Origin of the sequence: Streptomyces sp. NPDC047061, from assembly GCF_040643955.1 — a bacterium.
GTDB lineage: Bacteria > Actinomycetota > Actinomycetes > Streptomycetales > Streptomycetaceae > Streptomyces.
Window position 1 is genome coordinate 212,624 of the sequence record NZ_JBEYVI010000002.1, and the last position, 24,495, is coordinate 237,118.

Below are 24,495 nucleotides of genomic sequence, written 5' to 3' on the forward strand. Positions count from 1 at the left end.
GCGTGACATGGCTCGCGCGCCGGCGCACGCATCACCTGACGCGTGCGCCGACGCCTCGCATGGAGCGCGTGCGGGCGCATCGCATGGTGCGTGTCCCGTCAGTATGACGGTGCCGGGTGCCCCGAGTCAGGTGTCGGCGACGATCCGGGCGCCCCGCTTCCCGGCCCGGCCGCTCGCGGGCCGTCCCTGCTCTCCCGCGCCGCCTGCCGGGCCGCCCGGCAGGCGGCGTCACCTCGTCACCCCGTCACGATCCGCCCCCTGACCTCGCCGAGCCCGACCCGGCTGCCGCCCGGCCCGGGAGCCCATCCCGACAGCGTCACCACGTCGCCGTCCTCCAGGTACGTCCGCTTCCCGTCCGGGAGTTCGAGCGGATCCTGGCCGTTCCACGTCAGCTCCAGCAACGACCCGCGTTGCCCGGGCTCGGCACCGCTCACCGTGCCGGAGCCGTACAGGTCGCCGGTGCGCAGGGAGGCGCCGTTGACCGTCAGGTGGGCGAGTTGCTGGGCGGCGGTCCAGTACATGGTGGAGAACGGCGGCTCGGACACCGTGTGCCCGTTGATAGCGATCGAGATCCGCAGGTCGTAGCCGGTGGGCTCCTCCGCGGCGTCGTCGAGGTACGGCAGCAGCGGGTGCGTCCGCCGCGGCGGGGCGACCCGCGCCTCCTCCAGGGCGTCCAGCGGGGTGATCCACGCCGAGACCGAGGTGGCGAACGACTTGCCGAGGAACGGGCCGAGCGGGACGTACTCCCAGGCCTGGATGTCCCGCGCCGACCAGTCGTTCAGCAGGCACAGGCCGAACACGTGCTCCCTGAAGTCGCCCAGCGCCACCGGACTGCCCTGCACCGACGGCGTGCCGACGACGAAGCCGACCTCGGCCTCGATGTCCAGCCGTGCCGACGGACCGAAGACCGGTGCCGGGTCGGACGGCGCCTTCCGCTGCCCCGAGGGCCGTACGACGTCCGTCCCGGACACCACGACCGTGCCCGCGCGGCCGTGGTAACCGATCGGCAGGTGCTTCCAGTTGGCGGTGAGCGGTTCGGCGGCGTCGGGGCGGAAGATGCGGCCGGCGTTCCGGGCGTGGTTCTCGGAGGCGTAGAAGTCGACGTAGTCGGCGACCTCGAAAGGAAGGTGCAGGGTCACCTCGGGCAGCGGGTGCAGAAGGGGGGCGAGTGTCTCGCGGTGCGCGGGCACGGTCACCCAGGCGGTCAGGGCACGCCGTACGTCCGACCAGGCGGTGCGGCCCGCGGCCAGCAGCGGGTTGAGGGTCGGGCGGGCGAGCAGGGATGCGTACGGGGAGCCGAGCGCGAGGGCCGCCGCGCCGGCGTCGAGGACGTGGTCGCCGAGGCGGACGCCGACCCTCCGTTCTGTGCTCCCGGAGGTCGAGAACACGCCATACGGAAGGTTGTGCGAGCCGAAGGGGTCACCCTCGGGGACCTCGAAGGGGGGCAAGGGGGGCATGGGGTGACTGCCTCGCTCTCATCCGTGCCGCGCGGAGGACTGCCATGTGGCGACGTCACTATGGCGTTGCGCGGCGTTCCATGTGGTCGCGCCACACGTTACGGGTGAGTTGACTGTCGTGGCAGTGTCTAAAGAGTTCGCAATGTCCTAATAGCCCTTGTCGGAGGGGGCAATTCCGGCTTAGCGTCCTTTGGGGGACACGGACGGGGTGGATCCGGTCCGTAGAGGGGGACACGTGGGGGGACCCGTGGCCAGGAATGCCGTCAGCGTGCCGTTCGAGGCGGACCGCGACGTGCCGGGCCTGATCGTCAAGTTCGGCGACTATCCGCTGCATCACGGCGGGGTCGGCGCTATTCGCAGTCTGGGCCGCCTGGGCGTTCCCATGTACGCGATCACGGAGGACGCGTACACGCCGGCGGCCTCGTCCCGTTATCTCAGACGGGCGTTCGTGTGGCCGACGACCGGTGCCGAGGAACCGGACCATCTCGTCGAGGGACTGCTGCGCATCGGCCGCCGCATCGGCCGTCCCACGGTGCTGATCCCCACCGACGAGGAGGCCGCCGTCCTGATCGCCGAGCACCAGGACGCGCTCGGCGACCGCTTCCTCTTCCCGCGTGTCGAACCGGAGCTGCCCCGCCGGCTGGCGAGCAAGCAGGGCCTGCACGAACTGTGCGTGGAACACGGCATCCCGAGCCCGGCGGCGTCCTTCCCGGACTCGTACGACGAGATCGTCGACTTCGCGGAGAAGGCCCGCTTCCCGATCGTGGCCAAGAACCGCGAGGCGTTCGTGCGGCGCAGCCGGCCCGCCGTCAACGGAACGACGCGGATCGCCACCCGGGAGGGACTGCTCACCCTCGCCCGTGACTGGGGCACCCATCCGGGGGTCATCCTCCAGGAGTACCTCCCGAGGGAGGAGGCGGAGGACTGGATCGTGCACGCCTACTTCGACGCCGACTCCAATCCGCGCGCCCTGTTCACCGGCGTCAAGGTCCGCTCCTGGCCGCCGCACGCCGGCATGACCGCGAACGCCTACGTCGTCGACAACCCGGAACTCGCCGACCTCGCCGCGCGTTTCATCAAGCAGATCGGCTTCACCGGCATCATCGATCTCGACCTGCGCTTCGACCGGCGCGACGGGCAGTACAAGCTGCTCGACTTCAACCCGCGCATGGGTGCCCAGTTCCGGCTCTTCGAGAGCGAGTCGGGGGTGGACGTCGTCCGCGCCATGCACCTGGACCTGACCGGGCGCCGCGTTCCGGAGGGGGAACAGCGCGCCGGCCACCGGTACGTCGTGGAGAACATCGACCTGCCCGCCCTCCTCGCCTACCGCCGCAGCGGCTACACGACGCCGCACGCACCGAAGCGGCCGAGCGGGACCGAGCTGGCCTGGCTGGCGGGTGACGACCCGCTGCCGTTCGTCACGATGCTCGCCCGCTTCGTGCGTCCGGGCGCGAAGCACCTCTATCAGCTGTGGCGCACCAACCGCCGCGGCTCCAGCGTCGCCACGAAGTAGGCACCACGTTCCTGGGGAGGGACTTCGTGATCGAACCGGTAGCAGTCTTAGGCGCCGGGCCCTTCGGCCTGTCCACCGCCGCCCATCTGCGGGCGCGCGGCATCCCCGTCCGGGTCTTCGGGGATCCCATGGTCAGCTGGCGCGACCACATGCCGGCCGGGATGATCCTGAAGTCCACCCCGGCCGCCTCCAGTCTGGACTGCCCGCAACGCGGGCACACCCTCGCCGACTACTGCGACGCGGCGGGCATCCGCCGGCTGGTCACGGACGAGGACACCATCCCGGTGGAGACCTTCATCGGCTACGGCGAGTGGTTCCAGCGGAAACTGGTGCCCGAGCTGGAGCGGGTACGGGTGGTCTCCGTGGACCGGCACAAGGCCGAGAACAAGGCCGAGAACAAGGTCGAAAGCAAGGCCGAGCGGAAGGCCGAAGGCCCGGCCGGCTTCGAACTGAAGCTGGACTCGGGGGAGTCGTTCACGGCCCGCGCGGTCGTCGTCGCCACCGGCCTGTCCGGGCTCGCCCGCCTGCCCGCCGAGCTCGCCGGGGCGGGCGCGGACGGACCCGCGGGGCCGGTCTCGCACAGCTCCCAGCACCACGACCTGACGCGCTTCTCCGGCAAGGAGCTGATCGTCGTCGGTGCCGGGCAGTCCGCGCTGGAGACGGCGGCCCTCGCCGCCGAGGCGGGCGCCCAGGTACGGGTGGTCTCACGAGGACGCGGCAGGGTCGCCTTCGGCGCGCCGCCCTGGCAGCAGCCGAGGCTGCGTCCCGAGTCGCCGTTCGGCCGGGCCTGGTCCCTGTGGGCGCTCAGCTACTACCCGCACCCCTACCGTTACCTCCCGGCACAGGCTCGCCACTACCTGGTCCGCCGGGTGCTCGGCCCGCTCGGCGCCTGGTGGCTGCGCGACCGCTTCGAGGGCAAGGTCCAGGTCCGCGAGGTCGCCGCCGTGACCGGCGTCGACACCTCGGACGGCGCCCCGGTCCTCACCGTCCGTACCCACGAAGGCGGCACCGAGCGCCTCACCGCCGACCACGTCATAGCCGCCACCGGCTACCACGTGGACATCGCAGCGATGGACTTCCTCGGCCCCGGGCTGTGTACCCGCGTCGCGGTCAGCCGCGGTGCCCCGAGACTCGGCGCCGGATACGTCTCCTCCGTGCCCGGCCTCTACTTCACAGGGCTCCCGGCGGCGGCGTCCTACGGCCCGGTCATGCGGTTCGTGTGCGGCACGGAGTTCGCCTCACCGCGCCTGGCCGGCCACCTGGCGGCGGCCCACGCCTGACACCCCGGGCCGGACCGTCACCCGGCCCCGAGGGCCGACGCGAACCCCGGGCTCGCCGAACGTGCGCGCTCGCCGAACGTGCGCGCCCGCCGGACATGCGTGCCCGCCGGACGCCCGCGCCGGCCGGACATACGCGTCGGCCGCACGCACGTGTCGCCGAAATGCCGCCCCAACAGCTCGCGCCCCGCGTCCAGTTCGGCGGCGTCGCCGTCCCCGTCGAACCAGAGTCCGAGCCGCCGGACAACCTCGGCGCACAGTGCCCCGCCGACCGGGTCCTCGGGGCGTCTTTCGGCCTCGTACCGGCTCTCCGTGTTGTCGTCGATCGCCACATATGGTCCGCGGCCGTCGTCGTCCACCCGCCCGCCCGTCACCGCCGGCACCCCGTCGGATCAGTGCGACCGGCTCAGCGAAAACGTAACGCCCGCCACCGACGACGGCCCCATCACGGAGGCGGCGGGCGCCACTTGAGGCCGAAACGAGCAGTGAGTCCCAGGGGCGTGCTGTCCGTATTCTCTGATCATGGTCGCACCCTCCCCGTACTCACTGATCGCCACCGACCTGGACGGCACGCTGCTGCGCGACGACGACACCCTCTCGGAACGGTCGCTCGCCGCGCTCGCGCGGGCCGGCCGGGCGGGTGCCCGGCATCTCGTGGTGACCGGCCGCCCCGCGCCGAGAGTGCGCCCGCTCCTCGACGACCTGGGCTGCACGGGACTCGCGGTCTGCGGGCAGGGCGCGCAGGTGTACGACGCCGGCGCGGACCGGCTGCTGTGGTCGGTCACCCTGGACCGGGAACTGGCGGAGACCGCGCTCGGCAAGATCGAGGCCGAGGTGGGCCAGGTGTACGCGGCGGTCGACCAGGACGGCGTGGACGGGCTCACGCTCATCGAGCCGGGCTATCTGATGCCCCACCCCACGCTGCCCGCGCTGCGCGTCGCCCGCCGTGACGACCTGTGGTGCGCGCCCATCAGCAAGGTGCTGCTGCGCCACCACACCCTGTCCGACGACGAACTGGCGGCGACCGCCCGCTCGGTGGTCGGTTCGCTGGCGACGGTCACGATGTCGGGGCCGGGGACCGTCGAACTCCAGCCCTGCGGGGTGACCAAGGCGACCGGGCTCGCGCTGGCCGCCGGCCATCTGGGGCTGAGCCCCGGACAGGCCATCGCCTTCGGGGACATGCCCAACGACATCCCGATGTTCGAGTGGGCGGCCCACGGGGTGGCGATGGCCAACGCGCACCCCGAACTCAAGGCGCTGGCCGACGAGATCACCGCGTCGAACGAGGACGACGGCATCGCCGTCGTCCTCGAAAGACTCTTCGACTGACGCGCGGGACGTCGGTCGGGTCAGTACGCGCCGTGGACGTTGTCGATCGAGCCGTACCGCGCGGCGGCGTAGTTGCAGGCGGCGGTGATGTTCGCGACCGGGTCGTAGATGTCGAACGACGTGCCGTCCACGTGGTAGGCCTTGAACGTCGGGTCGATGACCTGGAGCAGGCCCTTGGACGGGATGCCCTTGGCCGCGTTGGAGTCCCAGAGGTTGATGGCCCGCGGGTTGCCGGAGGACTCCCGCATCAGGTTGCGGTAGATGCCGTTGTAGGTGCCCGGGATGCGCTTCTCCCGCATGATCGCGAGCGACTCGCGGATCCAGCCGTCGAGGTTGTTCGGGTACCCGGCGAGGGTGGTCGAGGCCGTCGTGGTGGAGGACCCGGCGGCGGAGGCGGCGGTCGCCCCGATGAGCGGGAGGGCGAGAACGGCGGCGCCGGTACCGGCGACGACGAGCGTGCGGATGATGCGGTTACGGCGGGGAGTGCGGTGCTGGGCGGCAGCAGACATGGCGTTTTCCTCTCCGTCGCCTGCGAGGTGAGCTGTCGGGTTCGGGCCCGGGGAGTGCCCGGCCGCACCGCCCGAAGGTGATGCGACTTAACCCCTAGCCGTTCCGGAGCGACGTCCGTCCGCTGACGTCGGCCGCCCGGTCCGGCGACTTACCTGGATCCCCCGCTCCTGCCGTGCGAATGAACTCGTCGATGGGTTACGACGGGCGGCGGCAGGATTCGGCGTCCGCCCGGCGAGCGGGAACGTATGCGAGGGCACATGTCAGGAACAAGTACCTGATGCGCACAACACACCGATTGACCTTTTACTGAGGTGTATGGGGTACTTGATCCTTTGCGTTTGCCAACCCTCAACTGGCCTGCGGGCGAAGGGGAAGGAGGGGCGTGGCGGGCCTTGCGTCACTCGGGCCCGCGTGACCTACTTCACGAAAGAGCAATAACGGCAAATCGGGCACCAGGGATTCCTGGAATCCACCTTTTTCCTGGTTCGACGGAAAGGCGGCACGCTTCCATTCGCGTGGATTGCCCGACCTGGAGGTGGTGGAATGGGTGCTAATGCAGTGATTTCAATGATTAGTCCGAATTGTCTGATTAGGTACTTCTCTGGCGCGCCCTCCGTCAACCTCGGCGGCTCCCGGTGCGTGTGCGTGTGCGTGCCACTGACCCGCCCGGGGTGGGAAGTTGGGCGCGCGCGTGAAGGAATGTGGCTCGAGGGATGCGGAGGCCGCCGTGCGTGGTCGCGTGAAGGAAGGGTGCGCAGGTGTGCACGAGGCGCCGCCGTTCGGGCGCCGGGTGTCCCCGGCGGGGCCGGCGGGTCGCGGGTGGGGTGCGCCCGGGCAGGTGACTTCGGCCGGGGGAGCCGGGGCCGTTTCCGGGCGCTGCTCAGGTGGAAGGTCTGCCGCCGGTGGGGGACACGGCATGTATCCCGGTTCGGGACAAGCGCCCGCACTTCCTGTTAAGTCAGTGGATGTCAGGTCGTATCGGCTGATCAAAAACATAACGGTCGTGATCCGATAGCGCCCGGGGTGTAACCGTGGGCGCTATCGGTGATCGAAACCCGACCGGATACGCTGACTTGAGTGAGGGCAGCGACCTATCGACAAACCGCGTAATCGCCAGTAGACACCAGCAGACAGGAGACCCCTCGTGACCGTCGTCGGGCCGTTCGGGCTGAGCGTGCGGGACCAGGCTCTGGAAGCCGATGTCCAGGCCGGATTGACGGCTGTCGAGGAAGGCTTGCTAGAAGCCACCAAGAGCGAGGTCCCGTTCATCACGGAGGCCGCGCAGCACCTCGTGCGGGCCGGAGGCAAGCGGTTCCGCCCGCTGCTGGTGATGCTCGCCGCGCAGTTCGGCGACCCCTACGCGCCCGGTGTCGTGCCGTCGGCCGTCGTCGTCGAGCTCACCCACCTGGCCACGCTGTACCACGACGACGTCATGGACGAGGCGGCCGTACGACGCGGTGTCGACAGCGCCAACACCCGCTGGGGCAACTCGCTCGCGGTCCTCACCGGCGACTTCCTCTTCGCCCGCGCCTCCCAGATCCTCGCCGACCTCGGCCCCGAGGCGGTCCGGGTCCAGGCCCTCGCGTTCGAACGGCTGGTGACCGGTCAGATCCTGGAGACGGCCGGTCCGTCGGACGGCCGTGACCCGGTCGACCACTACCTCGACGTGCTCAGCGGCAAGACCGGCTCGCTGGTCGCCGTCTCCTGCCGCTTCGGCGCGATGCTGTCCGGTGCCGACGAGACGGTCGTCGACGTCCTCACCCAGTACGGCGAACGGCTCGGAGTCGCCTTCCAGCTCGCCGACGACGTCCTGGACATCGCCTCCGACTCCCACGAGTCCGGGAAGACCCCGGGGACCGACCTCCGCGAGGGCGTGCCCACACTTCCGGTGCTGCGGCTGCGGGAGCTGGCCGCCCGGTCGGGGCTGGCCGAGGACGTCGCCCTGTGCGAGCTGCTGGACTCCGACCTCACGGACGACGCACGGCACGCGGAGGCCCTGGCGGCGCTGCGTGCGCATCCGGCTCTGGAGCTGGCCCGCCGGGACGCGGTCCGGTACGCGGAGGAGGCGCGGGCCGCGCTGGCTCCGCTGCCGGAGTGCGACCCGAAGGCCGCGCTGGTGGAGCTGTGCGACGCGGTGGTGCACCGAGCCGGATGATCCGGCGTGTGACCCAGGTCACATAATTGGACTGAGTCCAATCCAGGACGGGTTCCGTACTCCTCCCCAGAAGCCGACGCAGGGGGCGTCGGCTGACACAGGGGGAGAAAACGGAATCATGGTCATCGACGCATCGCGCCGCAAGAGCCTCGTCGCCGCAGCCATCACCGTCACCGTCACCGCTCTCGGCGGTGCCGCCGTCCCGGCATCCGCCGCCGCCAGCCAAAGCTCCGCCGCCAGCCACGGCTCCGCCGCCTCCGTGGTCCTCGCCGCCAGTCTGCGCGGTGCCAACGAGGTCCCCGTCGCCGGTGGGCCCGCCGTCGGGGACAAGGACGGCGCCGCGCTGGAGTTCATCCAGGTCAAGAGGGACAAGGTGACCGTCGCCGTGACCTGGCGCGGCACCGCCAAGCCCACCGACCTGCACATCCACCAGGGCGCCAAGGGCACCAACGGCGGCGTCAAGATCGACTTCGGGAAGCTGCTGAAGAAGGCCAAGGCCCACAGCGTCACCGGCAGTGTCAAGGTCACCGACAAGGCCCTGCTCAAGCAGCTCACCACCGACCCCGGAGCCTTCTACGCCAACCTGCACACCGCGGAGTTCCCCGGCGGAGCCCTCCGCGGCCAGTTGCACGCCGTCACCACCGTCTCCGACCTCAGGGCCGGCGGCTTCCAGGCCTCCGTCGTCACCGGCAAGCAGATCTACCAGTGCAAGCCCGCCGACGGCGGCGGCTATGCCTTCGCCCAGCGGGACGTCAGCGCCAAGCTCGGCGGGGGCATCCGCCACTCCTTCGTCGCGCCGAACTCCGGCACCCCGCAGTGGGTCGCACCCGACGGCAGTGCGGTCACCGGATCCGTCCTGACCAAGACGGCGAACGGCACCGGCAACATCCCGGAACTGGACCTCAAGACCACCCGGTCCGGCAAGAAGCACGGGCTGCTCGCCCACACCGGCGAGATCCTGCGCCTCAACACCGTGGGCGGCGTCGCCCCGGCCGGCTCCTGCACCCCGGGTGCCGTCGTCGGTGTCCCCTACTCGGCGGACTACGTGTTCGTGCAGCACTGAGCGGATCCGGCAACGGTCCCAGCAGCGGACACGGCCCGTGAAGTGACCGGATGCGACCGTGACAGGAGGCGCCTTCGCCGCACGACCCCTACGGGTCGGGGAAGGCGCCTCCACCCCTGTGTCATACCGCAGGTGTACGCGGAGTTGGCTCCGTGGTCTGACGCTTCTCCGCCCCCGATTTGGTGAGATGGAAACCACGGAAATCACCACCACTCACCGATTCGGGTGAGAATGGCGGCTCAGGGTGGGACACGTGCGAGGACGGCCGCCGCCGACGACGGAGGTAGGGCACACATGGCACCGTACGAATCCGACGACAGCACGGGGGCCGCGCAGGCCGAGGACGAGCTGCGCGCCGAGTTGCGCGCCGAGCGGCGGCGCAAGGCCGCACGCTACGTCGTCCCGGTCGCGGTGGTGGGCGTGGCCGCGGCCACGATCGGCCTGGTCCCGGCACTTGCCGACTCCGGCGACCCCGACCTGCCGAAGATCACCGCGCAGGAGCTCATAAACAAGATCGCCAAGTCGGACGTGCAGCAGCTGTCCGGCACCGTCAAGATCAGCACCGACCTCGGCCTGCCCGACCTCGGCGGTCTGGAGAGCAGCCTGCTGTCCGGGGCGACGCAGGGCGGCGACGGCTCGTCGGCCGACCCGACGAGCAAGCTCACCGAGCTGGCCTCCGGCACGCACACCCTGCGGGTGGCCGCCGACGGCCCCGAGAAGCAGAAGGTGTCGGTGCTGGAGAGCGGCGCCGAGTACAGCCTCATCCACAACGGCACCGACGTGTGGGGCTACGACAGCAAGTCCAACGAGGTCTACCACTCCACCGCCGCCGACTCCGGCAAGGCCGAGCAGCACGAAACCCCGGCCACGCCCAAGGACTTCGCCGACGAGGTCCTCAAGTCGGTCGACGACACCACGTCGGTGACGGTCGACGGCACCGCCCAGGTGGCCGGCCGCGACGCCTACCGCCTGGTCATCAAGCCCAAGCAGTCCGGTACGACGGTCGGCGCGATCAGCATCGCGGTGGACGCCAAGACCGGTACGCCGCTGAAGTTCACGCTCACCCCGTCGAGCGGCGGCGCGGCCGTGGTCGACGCCGGCTACACCCAGGTCAGCTTCGCGAAGCCGGCCGCCTCCACCTTCGACTTCACCCCGCCCAAGGGCGCCAAGGTCACCGAGGGCGACAAGGCCGGCAAGACCGGCAAAGACAGCGGCACCGACGGGTGGGACAAGGGCGGCAAGGCCTCCGAGACGCCCGGCGGCGGCTCAGCCAAGGACCTCGACAAGTCCGGCTTCGACGTCCTCGGCAAGGGCTGGAACTCCATAGCCGTCCTCGACACCGGCAGCAAGGGCGGACTGCCCACCGGCTCCGCCTCCGGCGGCGGCGACCTGAGCGGCTTCCTCGGCTCGCTCGGCGACTCCGTCTCCGGCAAGTTCGGCAAGGGCACCGTCTTCTCCACCCGGCTCATCAACGCCCTGATCACGGACGACGGCAAGGTGTACGTCGGCGCCGTGGACAAGGCGGCGCTGCTGAAGGCGGCGAACGCGGGCTAGTCCGGGCCGGCACAGGTGCGGTGAGTAGCCTTTGCCGCACGACGAATCGAGGGAGCCGATGGACCGACCGCCCGCCACGGAACGGGAGCCGGACGACCGGGAGGCCCCGGAGGCCTCGGGAGTCCGGGGGGACCGGGGGGACCGGGCGGACCGGGCGGGCCGGGGAGATCTCGGGGACCCTGGGGACCCCGGGAACCCCGGGGACCGCGCCCCGGTGGGAGCGGGTGTCATCGTCACCCGCGGCCTCACCAAGCGCTACCGCGGCGGGCAGCTCGCCGTGGACGGTCTCGACCTGACCGTCCCCGCGGGCAGCGTCTTCGGCTTCCTCGGCCCGAACGGCTCCGGCAAGACCACCACCATCCGCATGCTGATGGGCCTGATCGCGCCCACCTCGGGCACGGCCCGCGTCCTCGGCCACCCGATGCCGCGCGCCTCCCGTGTCGTACTGCCCCAGGTCGGCGCCCTCATCGAGGGCCCGGCCCTGTACGGCTTCCTCTCCGGTCGCGACAACCTGCTCCGGTACGACGCCGCCGACCCGGCCGCCGACCCCCGCACCCGGCGCGCCCGCGTCGAGGCCGCGCTGGAGAGGGTGGGCCTCGCGGCCGCCGCGGCGAAGAAGGCGAAGGCCTACTCCCTCGGCATGAAGCAGCGCCTGGGCCTGGCCGCCGCGCTGCTCCAGCCCCGCAGGCTGCTGGTCCTGGACGAGCCGACCAACGGCCTCGACCCGCAGGGCATGCGGGAGATCCGCGCCCTGGTCCGGGAGCTGGCCGGGGACGGCACGACCGTGTTCCTCTCCTCCCACCTGCTCGACGAGATCGAGCAGGTCTGCACCCACGCGGCCGTGATGGCGCAGGGCCGGCTGATCTCCCAGGGCGCGGTGGCCGACCTGGTGGCCGGGGCCCGCGGCCGGCTCGTGGTGACCACCCCGGACCCCGGGGAGGCGGCCCGGGTGCTCAAGGAACAGGGCGTCGCGGACGTCGTCGTGGCCGAGGACCGGGTGACCGGCGAGCCGCCCGAGCGCGACCTCGCCGAGGTGAACGCGGCGCTCGTCACGGCGGGCGTCCGGGTCCGCGGCTTCACCGTGGAACGGGCCTCGCTGGAGGACGCGTTCGTGGCACTGACCGGAGAGGGCTTCGATGTCGCAGGCTGACCTGGCCGTCGTCGAGACAGCGGCCGTGCGGCCGAACCCGCTGTGGAGCCTCGGTCTGCTGCGCAGCGAACTCGTCACCACGTTCCGGCGCTGGCGCACCCTCGCGCTGCTCGGCGTGCTGGCGGCGGTGCCGATCCTCGTCGGCGTCTCCGTCAGGATCGAGACGCGGGGCGGCGGGCAGGTCGGCCGCGGCGGCGGCGGCGAGGGCCCGGCCTTCATCGCCCAGGTCACCAACAACGGACTGTTCCTGGTGTTCACGGCGCTGGCGGCGACCCTCCCGTTCTTCCTTCCCATGGCCGTCGGAGTGGTGGCCGGGGACGCGGTCGCGGGCGAGGCCGACGCGGGCACCCTGCGCTATCTGCTGGTCGCCCCGGCGGGCCGCACCCGTCTCCTGCTCGCCAAGTACGCGACGACGATGGCCTTCTGCCTGGTCGCCACCCTGGTGGTGGCCGCCTCCGCGCTCGCCGTCGGCGCGCTCCTCTTCCCGCTCGGCGACCTGACGACGATCTCCGGCACCCGGATATCCTTCGCCGACGGCCTCGGCCGCGCCCTGCTGATCGCCCTGGTGGTCGCCCTGTCCCTGGCCGGCATCGCCGCGCTCGGCCTGTTCGTGTCCACCCTCACCAACAGCGGCATCGCGGCGATGGCGACGACCGTGGGCCTGCTCATCACGGTCCAGATCCTCGACCAGATCCCCCAGCTGCACGCGCTCCAGCCGTACTTCTTCTCCCACTACTGGCTGTCCTTCGCCGACCTGATGCGCGACCCCGTCTACTGGGACGACCTGGCCAAGAACCTGGAGCTGCAGGCCCTGTACACGGCGGTGTTCGGTTCGGCGGCCTGGGCGCGGTTCACGACGAGGGACATCACCGCCTAGCCCCGCGGGGCCCGGGCGGGATACGTCCGTTCGCACACGTTCGTACGTCCGTACGGTCCGGATCCGCCGTGCCCCGCCGGGCGTCCCTTCCTGGTGCGAGGCTGTGACGTCGCGGTGACGTGGGAGCCGTGCCGAGCGTCGAGACTGGACCGTACGCACGAGTACGACCGGACGCACGACCGGACGGTGACGCCGGGGGAATGAGGGCCGATGTCCCGACTCAGCCGCGAGGAGAAGCGGGAAGTCCAGCACGAGGGGCACCTGGTACCGGTCGACGTCCGGGTGGCCGGCGCGACCGCGTCCGTGGACGGTGTACCGCTGCTCACGGGCCCCGGTGAGGAACCCCAGCAGGCGGTCCTCAACCACCTCCAGCGCCTCGCCCGCGCCGCCGGCCGCCCGGTCCTCGCCACCGTCCACGACACCCGCATCGGCTACGTCGTCCCCCTCCAGGTGGACCTGGACGGCTCCAGCAGCTTCACCGGCGACCCGGTACGGCTGGCCGCACCAGCGACCGAGCCGACGGGACAAGCCGCACGGAAGGAACCCGTGCGGAAGGAAAACGCGCCGAAGGAACCCGCGTCGGAGGCGGCGCCGGCGTTCCCCCTGCGGGCGGTGTCGCAGCCGCCCGCCGCCCCGCCGGCTCCGTCCGTACGGCCGGCCCCGCCCCTGCCGCCCGCGCCGGGCACCGTCCAGCCGCCCACCGGCGTCTTCGGCCCGCCGCCCGTGATGAGCACCCCGGCCCCTGCCCTTGCCCCGGCTCCGGCCCTTGCGCCGCCCCCGGCCCCCGAGAAGGCCCCCGTCATCGCCCTCGTGCCCGAAGAGCCGTCGGCCGACCGGGACCTCGACCTCCGGTTCACCCCGACACCCACCCCCGCCCGCGGGTTCGACGCGGTCGCCGAGGAGGTGCTCGGCGACGAGCCCGTGACGCTGACGGCGGAAGGTGCCGCGCTGCTCACCGAGCCGGTGTCGCGGATCAACGAGGCCGTCCGGACGGGCCGTATCGAAGCGGCGGCCGAGCTCGCGGAGCACACCGTCGCCGAGGCCGCCGCGGTCCTCGGCGACGGCCACACCGAGGTGCTGCACCTGGGCGAGCTGACCGCGTACATCTCCTACCTGGCGGGCGACCCGGAGCGGGCCTTCCGGCTCTCCCTCGACCTGGCCGGGCAGCACCGGCACGCGCGGGACGGCGAGGCGGCGTACGGGAACGTGCGGAGCGCCGCGACCGCCTGGCGCGCGGTGCGCGACCCCGAGCACGGGCTGCGCCTCGGCCGCGAGCTGATCGACCTGTGGTCGCAGCTCACCGCCGAGGACGGCCCGGCGGCCGACGACATCGAGGAACTGGAGTCGGCCCGCGCCCGGATGGGCCGCCTCACCGAACGCGCCCGCCGGGCCGCCCAGAACGCCTGAGCGCCGACGTCACCGCACCGGCGTCACCGCGCCGGCTCGCCGCGCCGGCGTCACTGCACGCAGAACTCGTTGCCCTCCGGGTCGGCCATCACGGTCCACGCGCCGGAGGGCTCGGAGACGTGCCGCACCACGGTCGCGCCCAGCGCCTCCAGGCGTGCCACCTCGTCCGCCCGCTTCCCGTCCCCGGCGTGCAGGTCGATGTGGAGCCGGTTCTTGCCGGACTTCGCCTCCGGCACCCGCTGGAACAGCAGCCGCCGCCCCAGCCCCGTCCCGCGTTCCTCGTCGTACGGATCGTCCGGGTGCCGTACGGCGATCAGGTCACGGAAGGCGGCACGGCCGTGGTACTCCAGGGTGGCCGCGCCCGGCAGCGCGCCCACTTCCAGCAGTCGTGCCACGAACGCGCTGTTGTCCTCGGTCACGTAGTGCAGCGCGGCGGCCCAGAAGTCGGCCTGCGCGTGCGGGTCGCGGGCGTCGACGACGAGCTTCCAGTGCAGGGGTGCGGGCGTCTGCGTCATGTCGCCCACTTATAGCCGACGGCTCTGACAGTCACACCTGGCTTGCCGGAGTCTCGGTGACCGGGGCCGCCGGCCGTGGTACATGCGCCTCCGCGAGCGCCCGTGCGCCCCGGTGGGCGGCGCGCAGCGCGTCCCAGGTGAGCAGGGCGAGGGCGAGCCAGACCAGGGCGAAGCCGGCCCACCGCTCGGCGGGCATCGCCTCGTGGAAGTAGAGGATGCCGAGCAGGAACTGGAAGACCGGCGCCAGGTACTGCAGCAGGCCGAGCGTGGAGAGCGGGACGCGGATCGCCGCGGCGCCGAAGCAGACCAGGGGGACGGCGGTGACGATGCCGGTGGAGGCCAGCAGGGCCGCGTGCCCGGCGCCGTCGTCGACGAAGCTGGACCCGCCGTGGCCTGCCAGCCACAGCAGATAGCCGAGCGCGGGCAGGAACTGGATGGCGGTCTCCGCGGCGAGCGACTCGATGCCGCCGAGGTTGACCTTCTTCTTGACGAGCCCGTAGGTGGCGAAGGAGAAGGCGAGGACGAGGGAGATCCACGGCGGCTGCCCGTAGCCCACGGTCAGAACCACGACGGCGGCGAGACCGACGCCCACCGCCGCCCACTGCACGGGCCGCAGCCGTTCCTTCAGCAGCAGCACGCCCATCGCGATGGTGACGAGGGGGTTGATGAAGTAGCCGAGCGAGGCCTCGACGACGTGCCCGGCGTTCACGGACCAGATGTAGACGCCCCAGTTGACGGTGATCACGGCGGCGGCGACCGTCACCAGGGCCAGCCGGCGCGGCTGCCGCAGCAGCTCACCGGCCCAGGCCCAGCGCCGTACGAAGACGAGTGCGACGGCGACGAAGACGAGGGACCACACCATCCGGTGGGCCAGGATCTCCACCGACCCGGCGGGCTTAAGCAGCGGCCAGAAGAGGGGGACCAGCCCCCACATCCCGTAGGCCGCGAAGCCGTTCACCAGTCCTGTCCGCCGCTCACCCTTCGATATGTCGGCCACCGACCCTCCTCACGCCCAGTTTCCTCAGCACACCGGGACGAAGGTAGCGCCGAGCGCCCCCGTCTGTCATGGCCGTATCGGCATACGGTCATGACGGACCGGGGGCACCGTCTTCCGGAGGGCTTTACCGGAGGGTTTTGCTGGAGGGCTTTACCCGAGGGCTTTACTTGAGCGCCGCGGTGATCGCCTCGGAGATCGGGGAGGTCGGGCGGCCGGCCAGGCGGGAGAGGTCGCCCGAGTCGACGACCAGCTCGCCCTTGGCGATCGACGCGTCGACGTCGACCAGGATCGCGGCGAACATCTCCGGCACGCCCGCGCCGGTGAGGATGCCCTGGAGCGCCTCGCCGGGCACGGAGTTGTAGGCGATCTCCTTGCCGGTCTGCTTCGAGACCTCGGCCGCGTACTCGGCGAAGCTCCAGGCGACGTCGCCGCCCAGCTCGTATGTCTGGTTCTCGTGGCCCTCGCCGGTCAGCACGGCGACCGCGGCGGCCGCGTAGTCGGCGCGGGAGGCCGAGGAGACCCGGCCCTCGCCGGCGGCCGTGACGACGGCGTCGTGCGCGAGGACCGGGGCGAGGTTCTCGGTGTAGTTCTCGTGGTACCAGCCGTTGCGCAGCAGGGTGTACGGCAGGCCGGAGGCGAGCAGCACCTCCTCGGTGGCACGGTGGTCGTCCACCAGCGAGGCGTGCAGGCTGCCCGGGGCGCTGGTGTACGCCAGCAGGGCCACGCCGGCCGCCTTGGCGGCGTCGATGACGACCTTGTGCTGCGCCGGGCGGCCCTTGTCGAACTCGTTGCCGGAGATCAGCAGGACCTTGTCGCCGGCGGCGAAGAGGCCGTCGAAGGTCTCGGGGGCGTTGTAGTCCGCGACGGCGATTCGCACGCCCGCGGCGGCGAAGTCGGCGGCCTTGGCCTCGTCACGCACGACGGCGGTGATCTGCTCGGCCGGGACCTTCTCCAGCAGCTGCGTCACGACGTGACGGCCCAGGTGTCCGGTGGCTCCGGTGACAACGATGCTCATGGTCTGCGATCTCCTTGTGGGGTTCCGATGCCACTAACCCTAGGAGGTGCGCTAACCCTGAGAAAGTACCCACTTTGAAGTAAGGTACTGGCATGCCCGTAAGTGCCTCCGAAGTCCGAGCAGAAGTCCGAGCAGAAGTCGAAGCCGAAGCCGCACCGAAGGCCGGGACGTACGTCGTCGGCGTGGAGATGTGCCCGTACCGCCTGGTGCTGGAGCACGTCACCAGCCGCTGGGGCGTCCTGGTGCTGATCCAGCTCCTCGACCGCCCGCACCGCTTCAGCGAACTGCGCCGCGCGATCGGCCGGGTCAGCGAGAAGATGCTCACCCAGACCCTGCAGACCCTGGAACGCGACGGCCTCGTCCACCGGGACGCCAAGCCCGTCATCCCGCCCCGCGTCGACTACTCCCTCACCGACCTCGGCCGCGAGGCCGCCCAGCAGGTGCGGGACCTGGCGCTGTGGACCGAGCGGCGCATGGCGGACGTCGAGCGGGCCCGGACCGCGTACGACGACGCGAAGCGCGCCTGAGGCCCGGGCCCCACTCGTCACCGCTCGCGACTTCCGGGGGTCAGCCCACGACCGTCCAGGTGTCCCCGCCGGCCAGCAGCGCCGCCAGGTCGCCCTTGCCGTGCCGTTCGACGGCGGTGTCCAGCTGCTCGGACATCTGGACGTCGTACACGGGCCGTTCCACCGAGCGGAAGACGCCGAGGGGCGTGTGGTGCAGGGTGTCGGGGTCGGCCAGCCGGGACAGCGCGAAGGCCGTGGTGGGGGAGGGGGAGTGGGCGTCGTGGACGAGGACCTCGGACTCGTTCTCCGCGGTCACGTCGACCACCTTCAGGTCGCCCGTGAGGCGGTCCCGCACCACACCGCGCGCGCCGTCCGCTCCGAAGCGGATGGGCTTCCCGTGCTCCAGGCGGATCACCGCCTCCTCCGCCGACTGCTTGTCCTTGAGGGCGTCGAAGGCACCGTCGTTGAAGATGTTGCAGTTCTGGTAGATCTCGATCAGGGCCGTGCCCGGGTGGGCGGCGGCCGCGCGCAGCACCTCGGTCAGGTGCTTGCGGTCGGAGTCGATCGTGCGCGCGACGAAGGACGCCTCCGCGCCGATCGCCAGCGACACCGGGTTGAACGGGGCGTCCAGCGAGCCCATCGGCGTCGACTTGGTGATCTTGCCGACCTCGGACGTCGGTGAGTACTGCCCCTTCGTCAACCCGTAGATCCGGTTGTTGAAGAGGAGGATCTTCAGGTTGACGTTCCGGCGCAGCGCGTGGATCAGGTGGTTGCCGCCGATGGAGAGCGCGTCGCCGTCACCGGTCACCACCCACACCGACAGGTCCCGCCGGCTGGTGGCGAGCCCGGTCGCGATCGCGGGGGCGCGGCCGTGGATGGAGTGCATGCCGTACGTGTTCATGTAGTACGGGAAGCGGGACGAGCAGCCGATGCCCGAGACGAAGACGATGTTCTCCTTCGCCAGCCCCAGCTCCGGCATGAACCCCTGCACGGCCGCCAGGATCGCGTAGTCACCGCAGCCCGGGCACCAGCGCACCTCCTGGTCCGACTTGAAGTCCTTCATGGACTGCTTGGCCTCGGCCTTGGGGACGAGCTGCAGCAGCCCGTCGGCGTCGGTCCCGGCGTCGGTCATGGCGTCAGTCATGGATGGCCTCCTCGAGCGCCGTGGCGAGCTGTTCGGCCTTGAACGGCATGCCGTTGACCTGGTTGTACGAATGTGCGTCCACCAGGTACTTCGCCCGGATGAGGATGGCGAGCTGGCCGAGGTTCATCTCGGGGATCACCACCTTGTCGTAACCCTTGAGCACCGCACCGAGATTCCTCGGGAACGGGTTGAGGTGCCACAGGTGCGCCTGCGCGATCGGCTCGCCGGCCGCGCGCAGCCGCCGTACCGCCGCCGTGATCGGCCCGTACGTCGACCCCCAGCCCAGCACCAGGGTCCTGGCGCCGTCCGGGTCGTCCACCTCGATGTCGGGGACGTCGATGCCGTCGATCTTGGCCTGCCGGGTGCGGACCATGAAGTCGTGGTTGGCGGGGTCGTAGGAGATGTTGCCCGTGCCGTCCTGCTTCTCGATGCCGCCGATGCGGTGCTCGAGACCGGGCGTGCCCGGGATCGCCCACGGCCGGGCGAGGGTCTGCGGGTCCCGCTTGTACGGCCAGAAGACCTCGGTACCGTCGTCGAGGGTGTGGTTGGGACCGCTCGCGAACTGCACCCGCAGATCCGGCAGCTCCGCCGGTTCCGGGATCCGCCAGGGCTCACTGCCGTTGGCCAGATAGCCGTCGGACAGCAGCATCACCGGCGTCCGGTAGGTCAGCGCGATCCGGGCCGCCTCCAGTGCCGCGTCGAAACAGTCCGCCGGTGTCCGCGGCGCGATCACCGGCACCGGTGCCTCGCCGTTGCGCCCGTACATCGCCTGGAGCAGGTCGGCCTGCTCGGTCTTGGTCGGCAGCCCGGTGGACGGCCCGCCCCGCTGGATGTCGATCACCAGCAGCGGCAGTTCCAGCGAGACCGCGAGCCCGACCGTCTCCGCCTTCAGGGCGACACCCGGACCGGACGTCGTCGTCACCGCCAGCGAGCCGCCGAAGGCAGCCCCCAGCGCCGCGCCGATGCCGGCGATCTCGTCCTCCGCCTGGAAGGTCCGCACACCGAAGTTCTTGTGCTTGGACAGCTCGTGCAGGATGTCCGAGGCCGGGGTGATCGGATACGACCCGAGGAACAGCGGCAGATCCGCCTGCCGCGACGCCGCGACCAGGCCGTAGGCCAGCGCCAGGTTCCCCGAGATGTTCCGGTAGGTGCCCACCGGGAAAGCCTTCGTCGCCGGAGCGATCTCGTACGAGACGGCGAAGTCCTCGGTCGTCTCGCCGAAGTTCCATCCCGCCCTGAAGGCCACCAGGTTCGCCTTCATGACCTCGGGCTTCTTGGCGAACTTCTGCTGGAGGAATCTCTCCGTGCCCTCGGTCGGCCGGTGGTACATCCATGACAGGAGGCCGAGCGCGAACATGTTCTTGCTGCGCTCGGCCTCCTTGCGGCTGAGGTCGAATTCCTTCAGTGCCTCCACGGTCAGCGTGGTCAGCGGCACCGGATGGAGGCTGTAGCCGTCGAGCGACCCGTCCTCCAGGGGCGAGGTGTCGTAGCCGACCTTCTGCATCGCCCGTTTGGTGAACTCGTCCGTGTTGACGATGATCTCCGCGCCGCGCGGCAGGTCCCCGATGTTCGCCTTCAGAGCGGCCGGGTTCATGGCCACCAGCACGTTCGGGGCGTCGCCCGGGGTGAGGATGTCGTGGTCGGCGAAGTGCAACTGGAACGAGGAAACCCCCGGCAGAGTGCCTGCGGGGGCCCGGATCTCGGCGGGGAAGTTCGGCAGGGTGGACAGATCGTTGCCGAAAGACGCGGTCTCCGACGTGAACCGGTCACCGGTGAGCTGCATACCGTCACCCGAGTCCCCCGCGAACCGGATGATCACCCGATCGAGGCGCCGAACGGCCTTCACGCCGCCCGGCTTGCGCTGCTCTCCTACGACGGTTCCGTCGGCCTGTTCCGTTGTCCTGCTGACCTGGCTGGTCACTGAACTGGACCTCCTTCGAGGCGGCTGTCCGGGAGCGGTCGTCCCACGGACCATCCCGTAATCAACCCTACGTCGGTTAGGGTCGCCTTCCCGTGTCCGCTCGCATGCTGGACCGAGTTCTGAGACGACCTGTCGCCCTGACTTGTCACGATTTTCCCTCCCCCTGGCCGCCTTCCGGTGCCGACACGGTGCCGTCGGCCCGTCAGGAGTTCAGATACGTCAGAACGGCCAGAACGCGCCGGTGGTCACCGTCGCTCTGGGAGAGCCCGAGTTTGAGGAAGATGTTGCTGACGTGCTTCTCGACGGCTCCGTCGCTCACGACCAGCTGCCGCGCGATCGCCGAGTTCGTCCGCCCCTCGGCCATCAGCCCCAGCACCTCCCGCTCCCGCGGGGTGAGGCCCGCGAGCACGTCCTGCTTCCGGCTCCGCCCGAGCAACTGCGCGACGACCTCCGGATCGAGCGCCGTACCACCCTCCGCGACCCGCACCACGGCGTCCACGAACTCCCGCACGTCGGCGACCCGGTCCTTCAGCAGATACCCCACGCCCCGGCTGGAACCGGCCAGCAGTTCGGTGGCGTAGCGCTCCTCCACGTACTGCGACAGCACCAGCACCCCGAGCTCCGGATGCGCCTTCCGCAGCCGTACGGCGGCCCGCACACCCTCGTCGGTGTGCGTCGGCGGCATCCGCACGTCCGCGACGACGACGTCCGGCAGCGCGTCCTGCGCATCCAGCTCGGCGATGGTCTTGACCAGAGCCTCCGCGTCCCCGACCCCCGCGACGACGTCGTGCCCCCGGTCGGTCAACAGCCGGGTCAGCCCTTCTCTGAGCAGCACGGAATCCTCGGCGATGACCACCCGCACCCTGTCCTCCACGATCTCCCGGCCCCCCACACCCCGTCCGGCGTACATGCCTGCCCTGTCCGAAAGTCCAGCATTCCAGCATTCGGATCGGAGTGCGTGCGGGTAAGGAGAGGAGGCGAACCAAATCAGGCCGCCCAGCCGCCCACTAGCCCTGCTTTCCAGCCCGTCCGGCGTTTGAGGACGAGGCCGTCCAGGCCGAAGCGGGGGTCCGGGGGCGGCAGCCCCCGAACCGGGCGGTAGAAGGGGGCCCACCCCCTTCAAGGACGGGACGGGTAGGGGCGGCGGGGGCGAAGAACCCGCCCTCAGCCCCGCCAGGGCAGCTCCGCCGTCACCCGCGTGGGCCCACCCACCGGCGAGTCCACCACCAGAATCCCGTCGACCGCGTCGAGCCGCTCGGCCAGCCCCGCCAGCCCCGACCCCCTCGCCGTGTCCGCACCCCCCACCCCGTCGTCCACGACCTGCAGCATCAACCGGTCCTCGCTCCGCCACACATCCACCGCCGCCCCACTCGCCCGCGCATGCTTGCTGACGTTCTGCAGCAACTCGGACACCGTGAAGTACGCGATCCCCTCGATCGCCGCCGCCGGCCGCTCCGCCAGATCGACCTCCACCCGCACCGGCACCGTGCACCGCGACGCCACCGCGGACAGCGCCGCGTCCAGCCCCCGGTCGGTCAGCACGGCGGGATGGATCCCGCGGGCCAGGTCCCGCAGCTCCTGCAGCGCCGTCTTCACCTCACCGTGCGCCTCGTCCACCATCCGCGCCGCCGCCTGCGGATCCTCCCGCAGCTTCTCCTTCGCCAGCCCCAGATCCATGGCCAGCGCCACCAGCCGCGCCTGTGCCCCGTCGTGCAGATCCCGCTCGATCCGCCGCAGGTCGGCGGCGGCCGCGTCCACCACGATCCCCCGGTCCGACTCCAGCTCCACCACCCGCGACGCCAGCTTCGACGGCCCCAGCAGCCCGCGCACCATCACCCGGTCCACCAGCGTCAGCGCCCGGACGATCCACGGCGTGGCCAGCGTGAACAGCAGCCCCACCAGCGCGGTCACGGTGATCTCGAACGGGTTGTCGAGGTAGACGCTGTGGTGCCCGTCGCCGTACAGCTGGAGCCCGCCCTGCCCGGCCCACATCGGGAACACCCAGAACCACAGCGGATACGTCAGCAGAGCCCAGCCGTACGCCCAGAAATTGAGGGCCACGACGAAGGAGAGCATCGACCAGGGGAACTGCAGGACCGCGTACAGCAGATGACGCCAGGACGCGCCGCTCTTCAGCACCGCGCCGATCCAGGGGAAGAACCCCGGCTTGCGCATCCGCAGCGGCTCCGGGTCGGCCACCTCCAGCTTCAGCAGCCCACGCGCGCGTGCCCGTTCCAGCGCCCCGAAGCCGCGGCACCCGGCCAGGGCCACCGCCAGCAACGGGATCCCGATGAAGGTCACCAGCAAACCCACCCCGAGGGACAGCATCGTCACGGTCCACACGAACAGCGTCACGCCGACCGGCAGGCCCAGCAGGACATAGCCGAACTCACGCCAGCTGCGTGCCTCGAACGGTGCCCGCAGCACGGCCGGCACCCGATGCCGACGCTCGCCGTACGGCTCGTGGCCGTACCCCTGCTCCTGCGTGTACCCGTGTCCGTGTCCGTACTCCGTGGCCATCGGCGCCGTCCCGTCCTGTTCCGTCCAGTCCCAGTCTCATCGGCCCTGTCCTGCCGTATCCCCACTCTGCTGTGCCGCAGGTCGAGGGACCATGGAGGCCATCGGCGTCTTGAGAGGGGGGTTTTCCCCACCCCCCGCGCCGCACTACGCCCGATTCGCTACGCCCGGTCCCGCCAGGGCAGCTCCGCGGTGACCGTCGTGGGACCGCCGGCCGGTGAGTTCACGACGAACAGTCCGTCGACCGCGCCCAGCCGGTCCGCGAGCCCGCGCATCCCGGAGCCGCCGTCCAGGCTCGCCCCGCCGCGCCCGTCGTCCTGCACCTGGATCAGCAGCCGGTCGTCGGCCCGCCACACGTCCACCGAGGCGGTACGCGCCCCGCTGTGCTTGCTGATGTTCTGCAGCAGCTCGGAGACGGTGAAGTAGGCGATGCCCTCGATCGCGGCCGCCGGTCTGGACGGCAGGTCCGCGGTCACCTGGACCGGCACCGTGCAGCGCGAGGCGACCGACGACAGCGCCGCGTCCAGCCCCCGGTCGGTCAGCACCGCCGGATGGATGCCCCGGGCGAGATCCCTGAGCTCCTGCAGCGCCAGCTTCACCTCGCCATGCGCCTCCTCGACCATCGCGGCGGCAGCGTCGGGATCCTCCAGCAGCTTCTCCTTCGCCAGGCCGAGCCCCATCGCCAGATTGACGAGCCGGGCCTGTGCACCGTCGTGCAGATCCCGCTCGATCCGCCGCAGGTCGGCGGCGGCCGTGTCGACGACCACCCCCCGGTCCGACTCCAGCTCGGCGATCCGGCGCTCCAGCTCGTCGGAGGGCGACAGCAGGCCGCGCACCATCGCCCGGTCCACGTTCGCCAGCCCGCGCGCGATGAACGGCAGCACCGGCCACAGCACGAACAGCGAGACCAGCGTGAGGCAGAAGGTGAGGACGCCCCACGGCAGCCGGATGAAGTCGTACAGCAGCGTCCGCCAGCCCACCGGGTCCTTCAACGTCATCCACAGCCGCCCGGTGCCCGCACCCCGCCTGCTCCACGGCAGCGGGGTCGGCTCCTCCACCCGCACCCCGAGCAGCGCACGCGCGCGTCCCCGCTCCAGCTTCCCCAGCTGCCGGGCGCCCAGCAGGGTCGCGGCGAGCAGGGGTATACCGATCACCGTCAGCGTCAGGACACCGCTCACCCACACCGTCGTGGTGACGTACACGAAGCCGAACAACGACATCGGCAGGTTCAGCAGGAGGTGCGAGATCTCCTTCCAGGTGTGCGCGTCGTAGGCGAACCGCACGGGCGGCAGCCGCTCGCGGTCCTCCTTGCCGTCGGCGGGGCTGAGGGATCGGGGTGCTGGTGCGGTCATATGCGCCAGCGTGCCGTGTGCCGTGGCGCGACGCCATGGAGTTCGCCGCCCGGGCCGCCCTGGGGAAAACCCCACCAGCCGCCCCCGGTCCTGTGTCCCACCGCAGCCCGCCACGGCCCGCCATGGCCCACTGTGTGACGGCCTGCTTACCGTGTCTTTATCAGGGCCTAGACTCCCGTGCGTACAGATCGTCGAATCAAGAGTTGACTGAGGTCACGGCACCGGGCCGGTCGGGC

The 24,495-nt window shown here is 71.1% G+C and carries 21 protein-coding genes and 1 riboswitch; of the genes, 10 read left to right on the plus strand and 11 right to left on the minus strand.

Annotated elements, in window-relative coordinates; all coding sequences use genetic code 11:
- Nucleotides 1-236: 236 nt before the first annotated feature.
- The gene (fahA, locus tag ABZ887_RS04365) at nt 237-1,448 is read right to left on the minus strand and encodes a fumarylacetoacetase (RefSeq protein ID WP_361283348.1); all 1,212 of its coding nucleotides are present in this window, start codon (nt 1,446-1,448) and stop codon (nt 237-239) included.
- A gap of 256 nt (nt 1,449-1,704) precedes the next feature.
- Between fahA and ABZ887_RS04370 the strand changes: the two genes are divergently transcribed.
- Both ABZ887_RS04370 and ABZ887_RS04375 read left to right on the plus strand, forming a co-directional pair.
- Nucleotides 1,705-2,970 carry an ATP-grasp domain-containing protein gene (locus tag ABZ887_RS04370; protein WP_361282794.1) on the plus strand — a complete coding sequence of 422 codons (1,266 nt, stop codon included), beginning with the start codon at nt 1,705-1,707 and terminating at the stop codon, nt 2,968-2,970.
- A 26-nt stretch (nt 2,971-2,996) separates the two neighbouring features.
- Entirely contained in the window at nt 2,997-4,250 is a 1,254-nt protein-coding gene (locus ABZ887_RS04375; protein WP_361282796.1) for an FAD-dependent oxidoreductase, read from the plus strand.
- A 17-nt stretch (nt 4,251-4,267) separates the two neighbouring features.
- Here ABZ887_RS04375 and ABZ887_RS04380 read toward each other — a convergent pair whose 3' ends face one another.
- Nucleotides 4,268-4,621, minus strand: a complete 354-nt coding sequence (locus ABZ887_RS04380) for a hypothetical protein (RefSeq protein WP_361282798.1) — start codon at nt 4,619-4,621, stop codon at nt 4,268-4,270.
- A 148-nt stretch (nt 4,622-4,769) separates the two neighbouring features.
- On the opposite strand from ABZ887_RS04380, the gene ABZ887_RS04385 reads away from it, so the two are divergent.
- Entirely contained in the window at nt 4,770-5,576 is an 807-nt protein-coding gene (locus ABZ887_RS04385) for an HAD family hydrolase (RefSeq protein WP_361282800.1), read from the plus strand.
- Nucleotides 5,577-5,596: 20 nt separating this feature from the next.
- Here the strand turns inward: ABZ887_RS04385 and ABZ887_RS04390 are convergent, their stop codons facing one another.
- Nucleotides 5,597-6,085: a transglycosylase SLT domain-containing protein gene (locus ABZ887_RS04390; protein WP_361282802.1), complete on the minus strand. Its 489-nt coding sequence runs from the start codon at nt 6,083-6,085 to the stop codon at nt 5,597-5,599.
- 4 nt (nt 6,086-6,089) lie between these two features.
- Nucleotides 6,090-6,286: riboswitch (cyclic di-AMP (ydaO/yuaA leader) on the minus strand.
- A 944-nt stretch (nt 6,287-7,230) separates the two neighbouring features.
- Here ABZ887_RS04390 and ABZ887_RS04395 point away from each other — a divergent pair.
- The 6 genes from ABZ887_RS04395 (at nt 7,231) to ABZ887_RS04420 (ending at nt 14,292) form a co-directional block, all read left to right on the plus strand.
- A complete protein-coding gene (locus ABZ887_RS04395; RefSeq protein ID WP_361282804.1) occupies nt 7,231-8,241 on the plus strand; it encodes a polyprenyl synthetase family protein in 1,011 nt (336 codons plus the stop codon).
- A gap of 118 nt (nt 8,242-8,359) precedes the next feature.
- Complete coding sequence (locus ABZ887_RS04400; RefSeq protein WP_361282806.1) at nt 8,360-9,304, plus strand: CHRD domain-containing protein; 945 nt, start codon at nt 8,360-8,362, stop codon at nt 9,302-9,304.
- A gap of 294 nt (nt 9,305-9,598) precedes the next feature.
- Nucleotides 9,599-10,858: a DUF2092 domain-containing protein gene (locus ABZ887_RS04405; protein ID WP_361282808.1), complete on the plus strand. Its 1,260-nt coding sequence runs from the start codon at nt 9,599-9,601 to the stop codon at nt 10,856-10,858.
- 58 nt (nt 10,859-10,916) lie between these two features.
- The gene (locus ABZ887_RS04410) at nt 10,917-12,008 is read left to right on the plus strand and encodes an ABC transporter ATP-binding protein (protein ID WP_361282810.1); all 1,092 of its coding nucleotides are present in this window, start codon (nt 10,917-10,919) and stop codon (nt 12,006-12,008) included.
- Nucleotides 11,995-12,885, plus strand: coding sequence for an ABC transporter permease (locus ABZ887_RS04415; protein ID WP_361282812.1), 891 nt, complete (start codon nt 11,995-11,997; stop codon nt 12,883-12,885). The genes ABZ887_RS04410 and ABZ887_RS04415 overlap by 14 nt, the downstream gene beginning before the upstream one ends.
- Nucleotides 12,886-13,095: 210 nt before the next feature.
- Complete coding sequence (locus tag ABZ887_RS04420; RefSeq protein WP_361282814.1) at nt 13,096-14,292, plus strand: tetratricopeptide repeat protein; 1,197 nt, start codon at nt 13,096-13,098, stop codon at nt 14,290-14,292.
- A gap of 50 nt (nt 14,293-14,342) precedes the next feature.
- Here ABZ887_RS04420 and ABZ887_RS04425 read toward each other — a convergent pair whose 3' ends face one another.
- From ABZ887_RS04425 to ABZ887_RS04435, 3 genes are all read right to left on the minus strand, one after another.
- A complete protein-coding gene (locus tag ABZ887_RS04425; RefSeq protein ID WP_361282816.1) occupies nt 14,343-14,807 on the minus strand; it encodes a VOC family protein in 465 nt (154 codons plus the stop codon).
- 31 nt (nt 14,808-14,838) lie between these two features.
- On the minus strand, nt 14,839-15,804 hold the full coding sequence (gene rarD / locus ABZ887_RS04430; protein WP_361282818.1) for an EamA family transporter RarD: 966 nt from the start codon (nt 15,802-15,804) through the stop codon (nt 14,839-14,841).
- Nucleotides 15,805-15,967: 163 nt separating this feature from the next.
- The gene (locus tag ABZ887_RS04435; RefSeq protein ID WP_361282820.1) at nt 15,968-16,819 is read right to left on the minus strand and encodes an SDR family oxidoreductase; all 852 of its coding nucleotides are present in this window, start codon (nt 16,817-16,819) and stop codon (nt 15,968-15,970) included.
- Nucleotides 16,820-17,007: 188 nt separating this feature from the next.
- Here ABZ887_RS04435 and ABZ887_RS04440 point away from each other — a divergent pair, with 188 nt between their 5' ends.
- Complete coding sequence (locus ABZ887_RS04440; protein WP_361283349.1) at nt 17,008-17,346, plus strand: helix-turn-helix domain-containing protein; 339 nt, start codon at nt 17,008-17,010, stop codon at nt 17,344-17,346.
- A 40-nt stretch (nt 17,347-17,386) separates the two neighbouring features.
- On the opposite strand, the gene ABZ887_RS04445 is transcribed toward ABZ887_RS04440, so the two are convergent.
- The 5 genes from ABZ887_RS04445 to ABZ887_RS04465 form a co-directional block, all read right to left on the minus strand.
- Nucleotides 17,387-18,457: a 2-oxoacid:ferredoxin oxidoreductase subunit beta gene (locus tag ABZ887_RS04445; RefSeq protein ID WP_361283351.1), complete on the minus strand. Its 1,071-nt coding sequence runs from the start codon at nt 18,455-18,457 to the stop codon at nt 17,387-17,389.
- Between the two features lie 4 nt (nt 18,458-18,461).
- Nucleotides 18,462-20,390 (minus strand): 2-oxoacid:acceptor oxidoreductase subunit alpha, encoded by a 1,929-nt coding sequence (locus ABZ887_RS04450; protein ID WP_361282822.1) that lies wholly within the window; start codon nt 20,388-20,390, stop codon nt 18,462-18,464.
- A 202-nt stretch (nt 20,391-20,592) separates the two neighbouring features.
- Nucleotides 20,593-21,300 carry a response regulator transcription factor gene (locus tag ABZ887_RS04455; RefSeq protein ID WP_361282824.1) on the minus strand — a complete coding sequence of 236 codons (708 nt, stop codon included), beginning with the start codon at nt 21,298-21,300 and terminating at the stop codon, nt 20,593-20,595.
- Nucleotides 21,301-21,554: 254 nt separating this feature from the next.
- Nucleotides 21,555-22,910 carry a sensor domain-containing protein gene (locus ABZ887_RS04460; RefSeq protein ID WP_361282826.1) on the minus strand — a complete coding sequence of 452 codons (1,356 nt, stop codon included), beginning with the start codon at nt 22,908-22,910 and terminating at the stop codon, nt 21,555-21,557.
- Between the two features lie 158 nt (nt 22,911-23,068).
- Nucleotides 23,069-24,259 (minus strand): sensor domain-containing protein, encoded by a 1,191-nt coding sequence (locus tag ABZ887_RS04465; protein WP_361282828.1) that lies wholly within the window; start codon nt 24,257-24,259, stop codon nt 23,069-23,071.
- Between the last annotated feature and the right edge of the window lie 236 nt (nt 24,260-24,495).

Coding starts and splice junctions, on each gene's coding strand:
- ABZ887_RS04445 (WP_361283351.1), bottom strand. CDS start 18,457: ATGACCGACGCCGGGACCGACGCCGACGGGCTGCTGCAGCTCGTCCCC.
- ABZ887_RS04435 (WP_361282820.1), bottom strand. CDS start 16,819: ATGAGCATCGTTGTCACCGGAGCCACCGGACACCTGGGCCGTCACGTC.
- ABZ887_RS04465 (WP_361282828.1), bottom strand. CDS start 24,259: ATGACCGCACCAGCACCCCGATCCCTCAGCCCCGCCGACGGCAAGGAG.
- ABZ887_RS04420 (WP_361282814.1), top strand. CDS start 13,096: ATGTCCCGACTCAGCCGCGAGGAGAAGCGGGAAGTCCAGCACGAGGGG.
- ABZ887_RS04405 (WP_361282808.1), top strand. CDS start 9,599: ATGGCACCGTACGAATCCGACGACAGCACGGGGGCCGCGCAGGCCGAG.
- ABZ887_RS04425 (WP_361282816.1), bottom strand. CDS start 14,807: ATGACGCAGACGCCCGCACCCCTGCACTGGAAGCTCGTCGTCGACGCC.
- ABZ887_RS04390 (WP_361282802.1), bottom strand. CDS start 6,085: ATGTCTGCTGCCGCCCAGCACCGCACTCCCCGCCGTAACCGCATCATC.
- ABZ887_RS04455 (WP_361282824.1), bottom strand. CDS start 21,300: ATGTACGCCGGACGGGGTGTGGGGGGCCGGGAGATCGTGGAGGACAGG.
- ABZ887_RS04460 (WP_361282826.1), bottom strand. CDS start 22,910: ATGGCCACGGAGTACGGACACGGACACGGGTACACGCAGGAGCAGGGG.
- ABZ887_RS04415 (WP_361282812.1), top strand. CDS start 11,995: ATGTCGCAGGCTGACCTGGCCGTCGTCGAGACAGCGGCCGTGCGGCCG.
- ABZ887_RS04400 (WP_361282806.1), top strand. CDS start 8,360: ATGGTCATCGACGCATCGCGCCGCAAGAGCCTCGTCGCCGCAGCCATC.
- ABZ887_RS04410 (WP_361282810.1), top strand. CDS start 10,917: ATGGACCGACCGCCCGCCACGGAACGGGAGCCGGACGACCGGGAGGCC.
- ABZ887_RS04440 (WP_361283349.1), top strand. CDS start 17,008: ATGTGCCCGTACCGCCTGGTGCTGGAGCACGTCACCAGCCGCTGGGGC.
- ABZ887_RS04385 (WP_361282800.1), top strand. CDS start 4,770: ATGGTCGCACCCTCCCCGTACTCACTGATCGCCACCGACCTGGACGGC.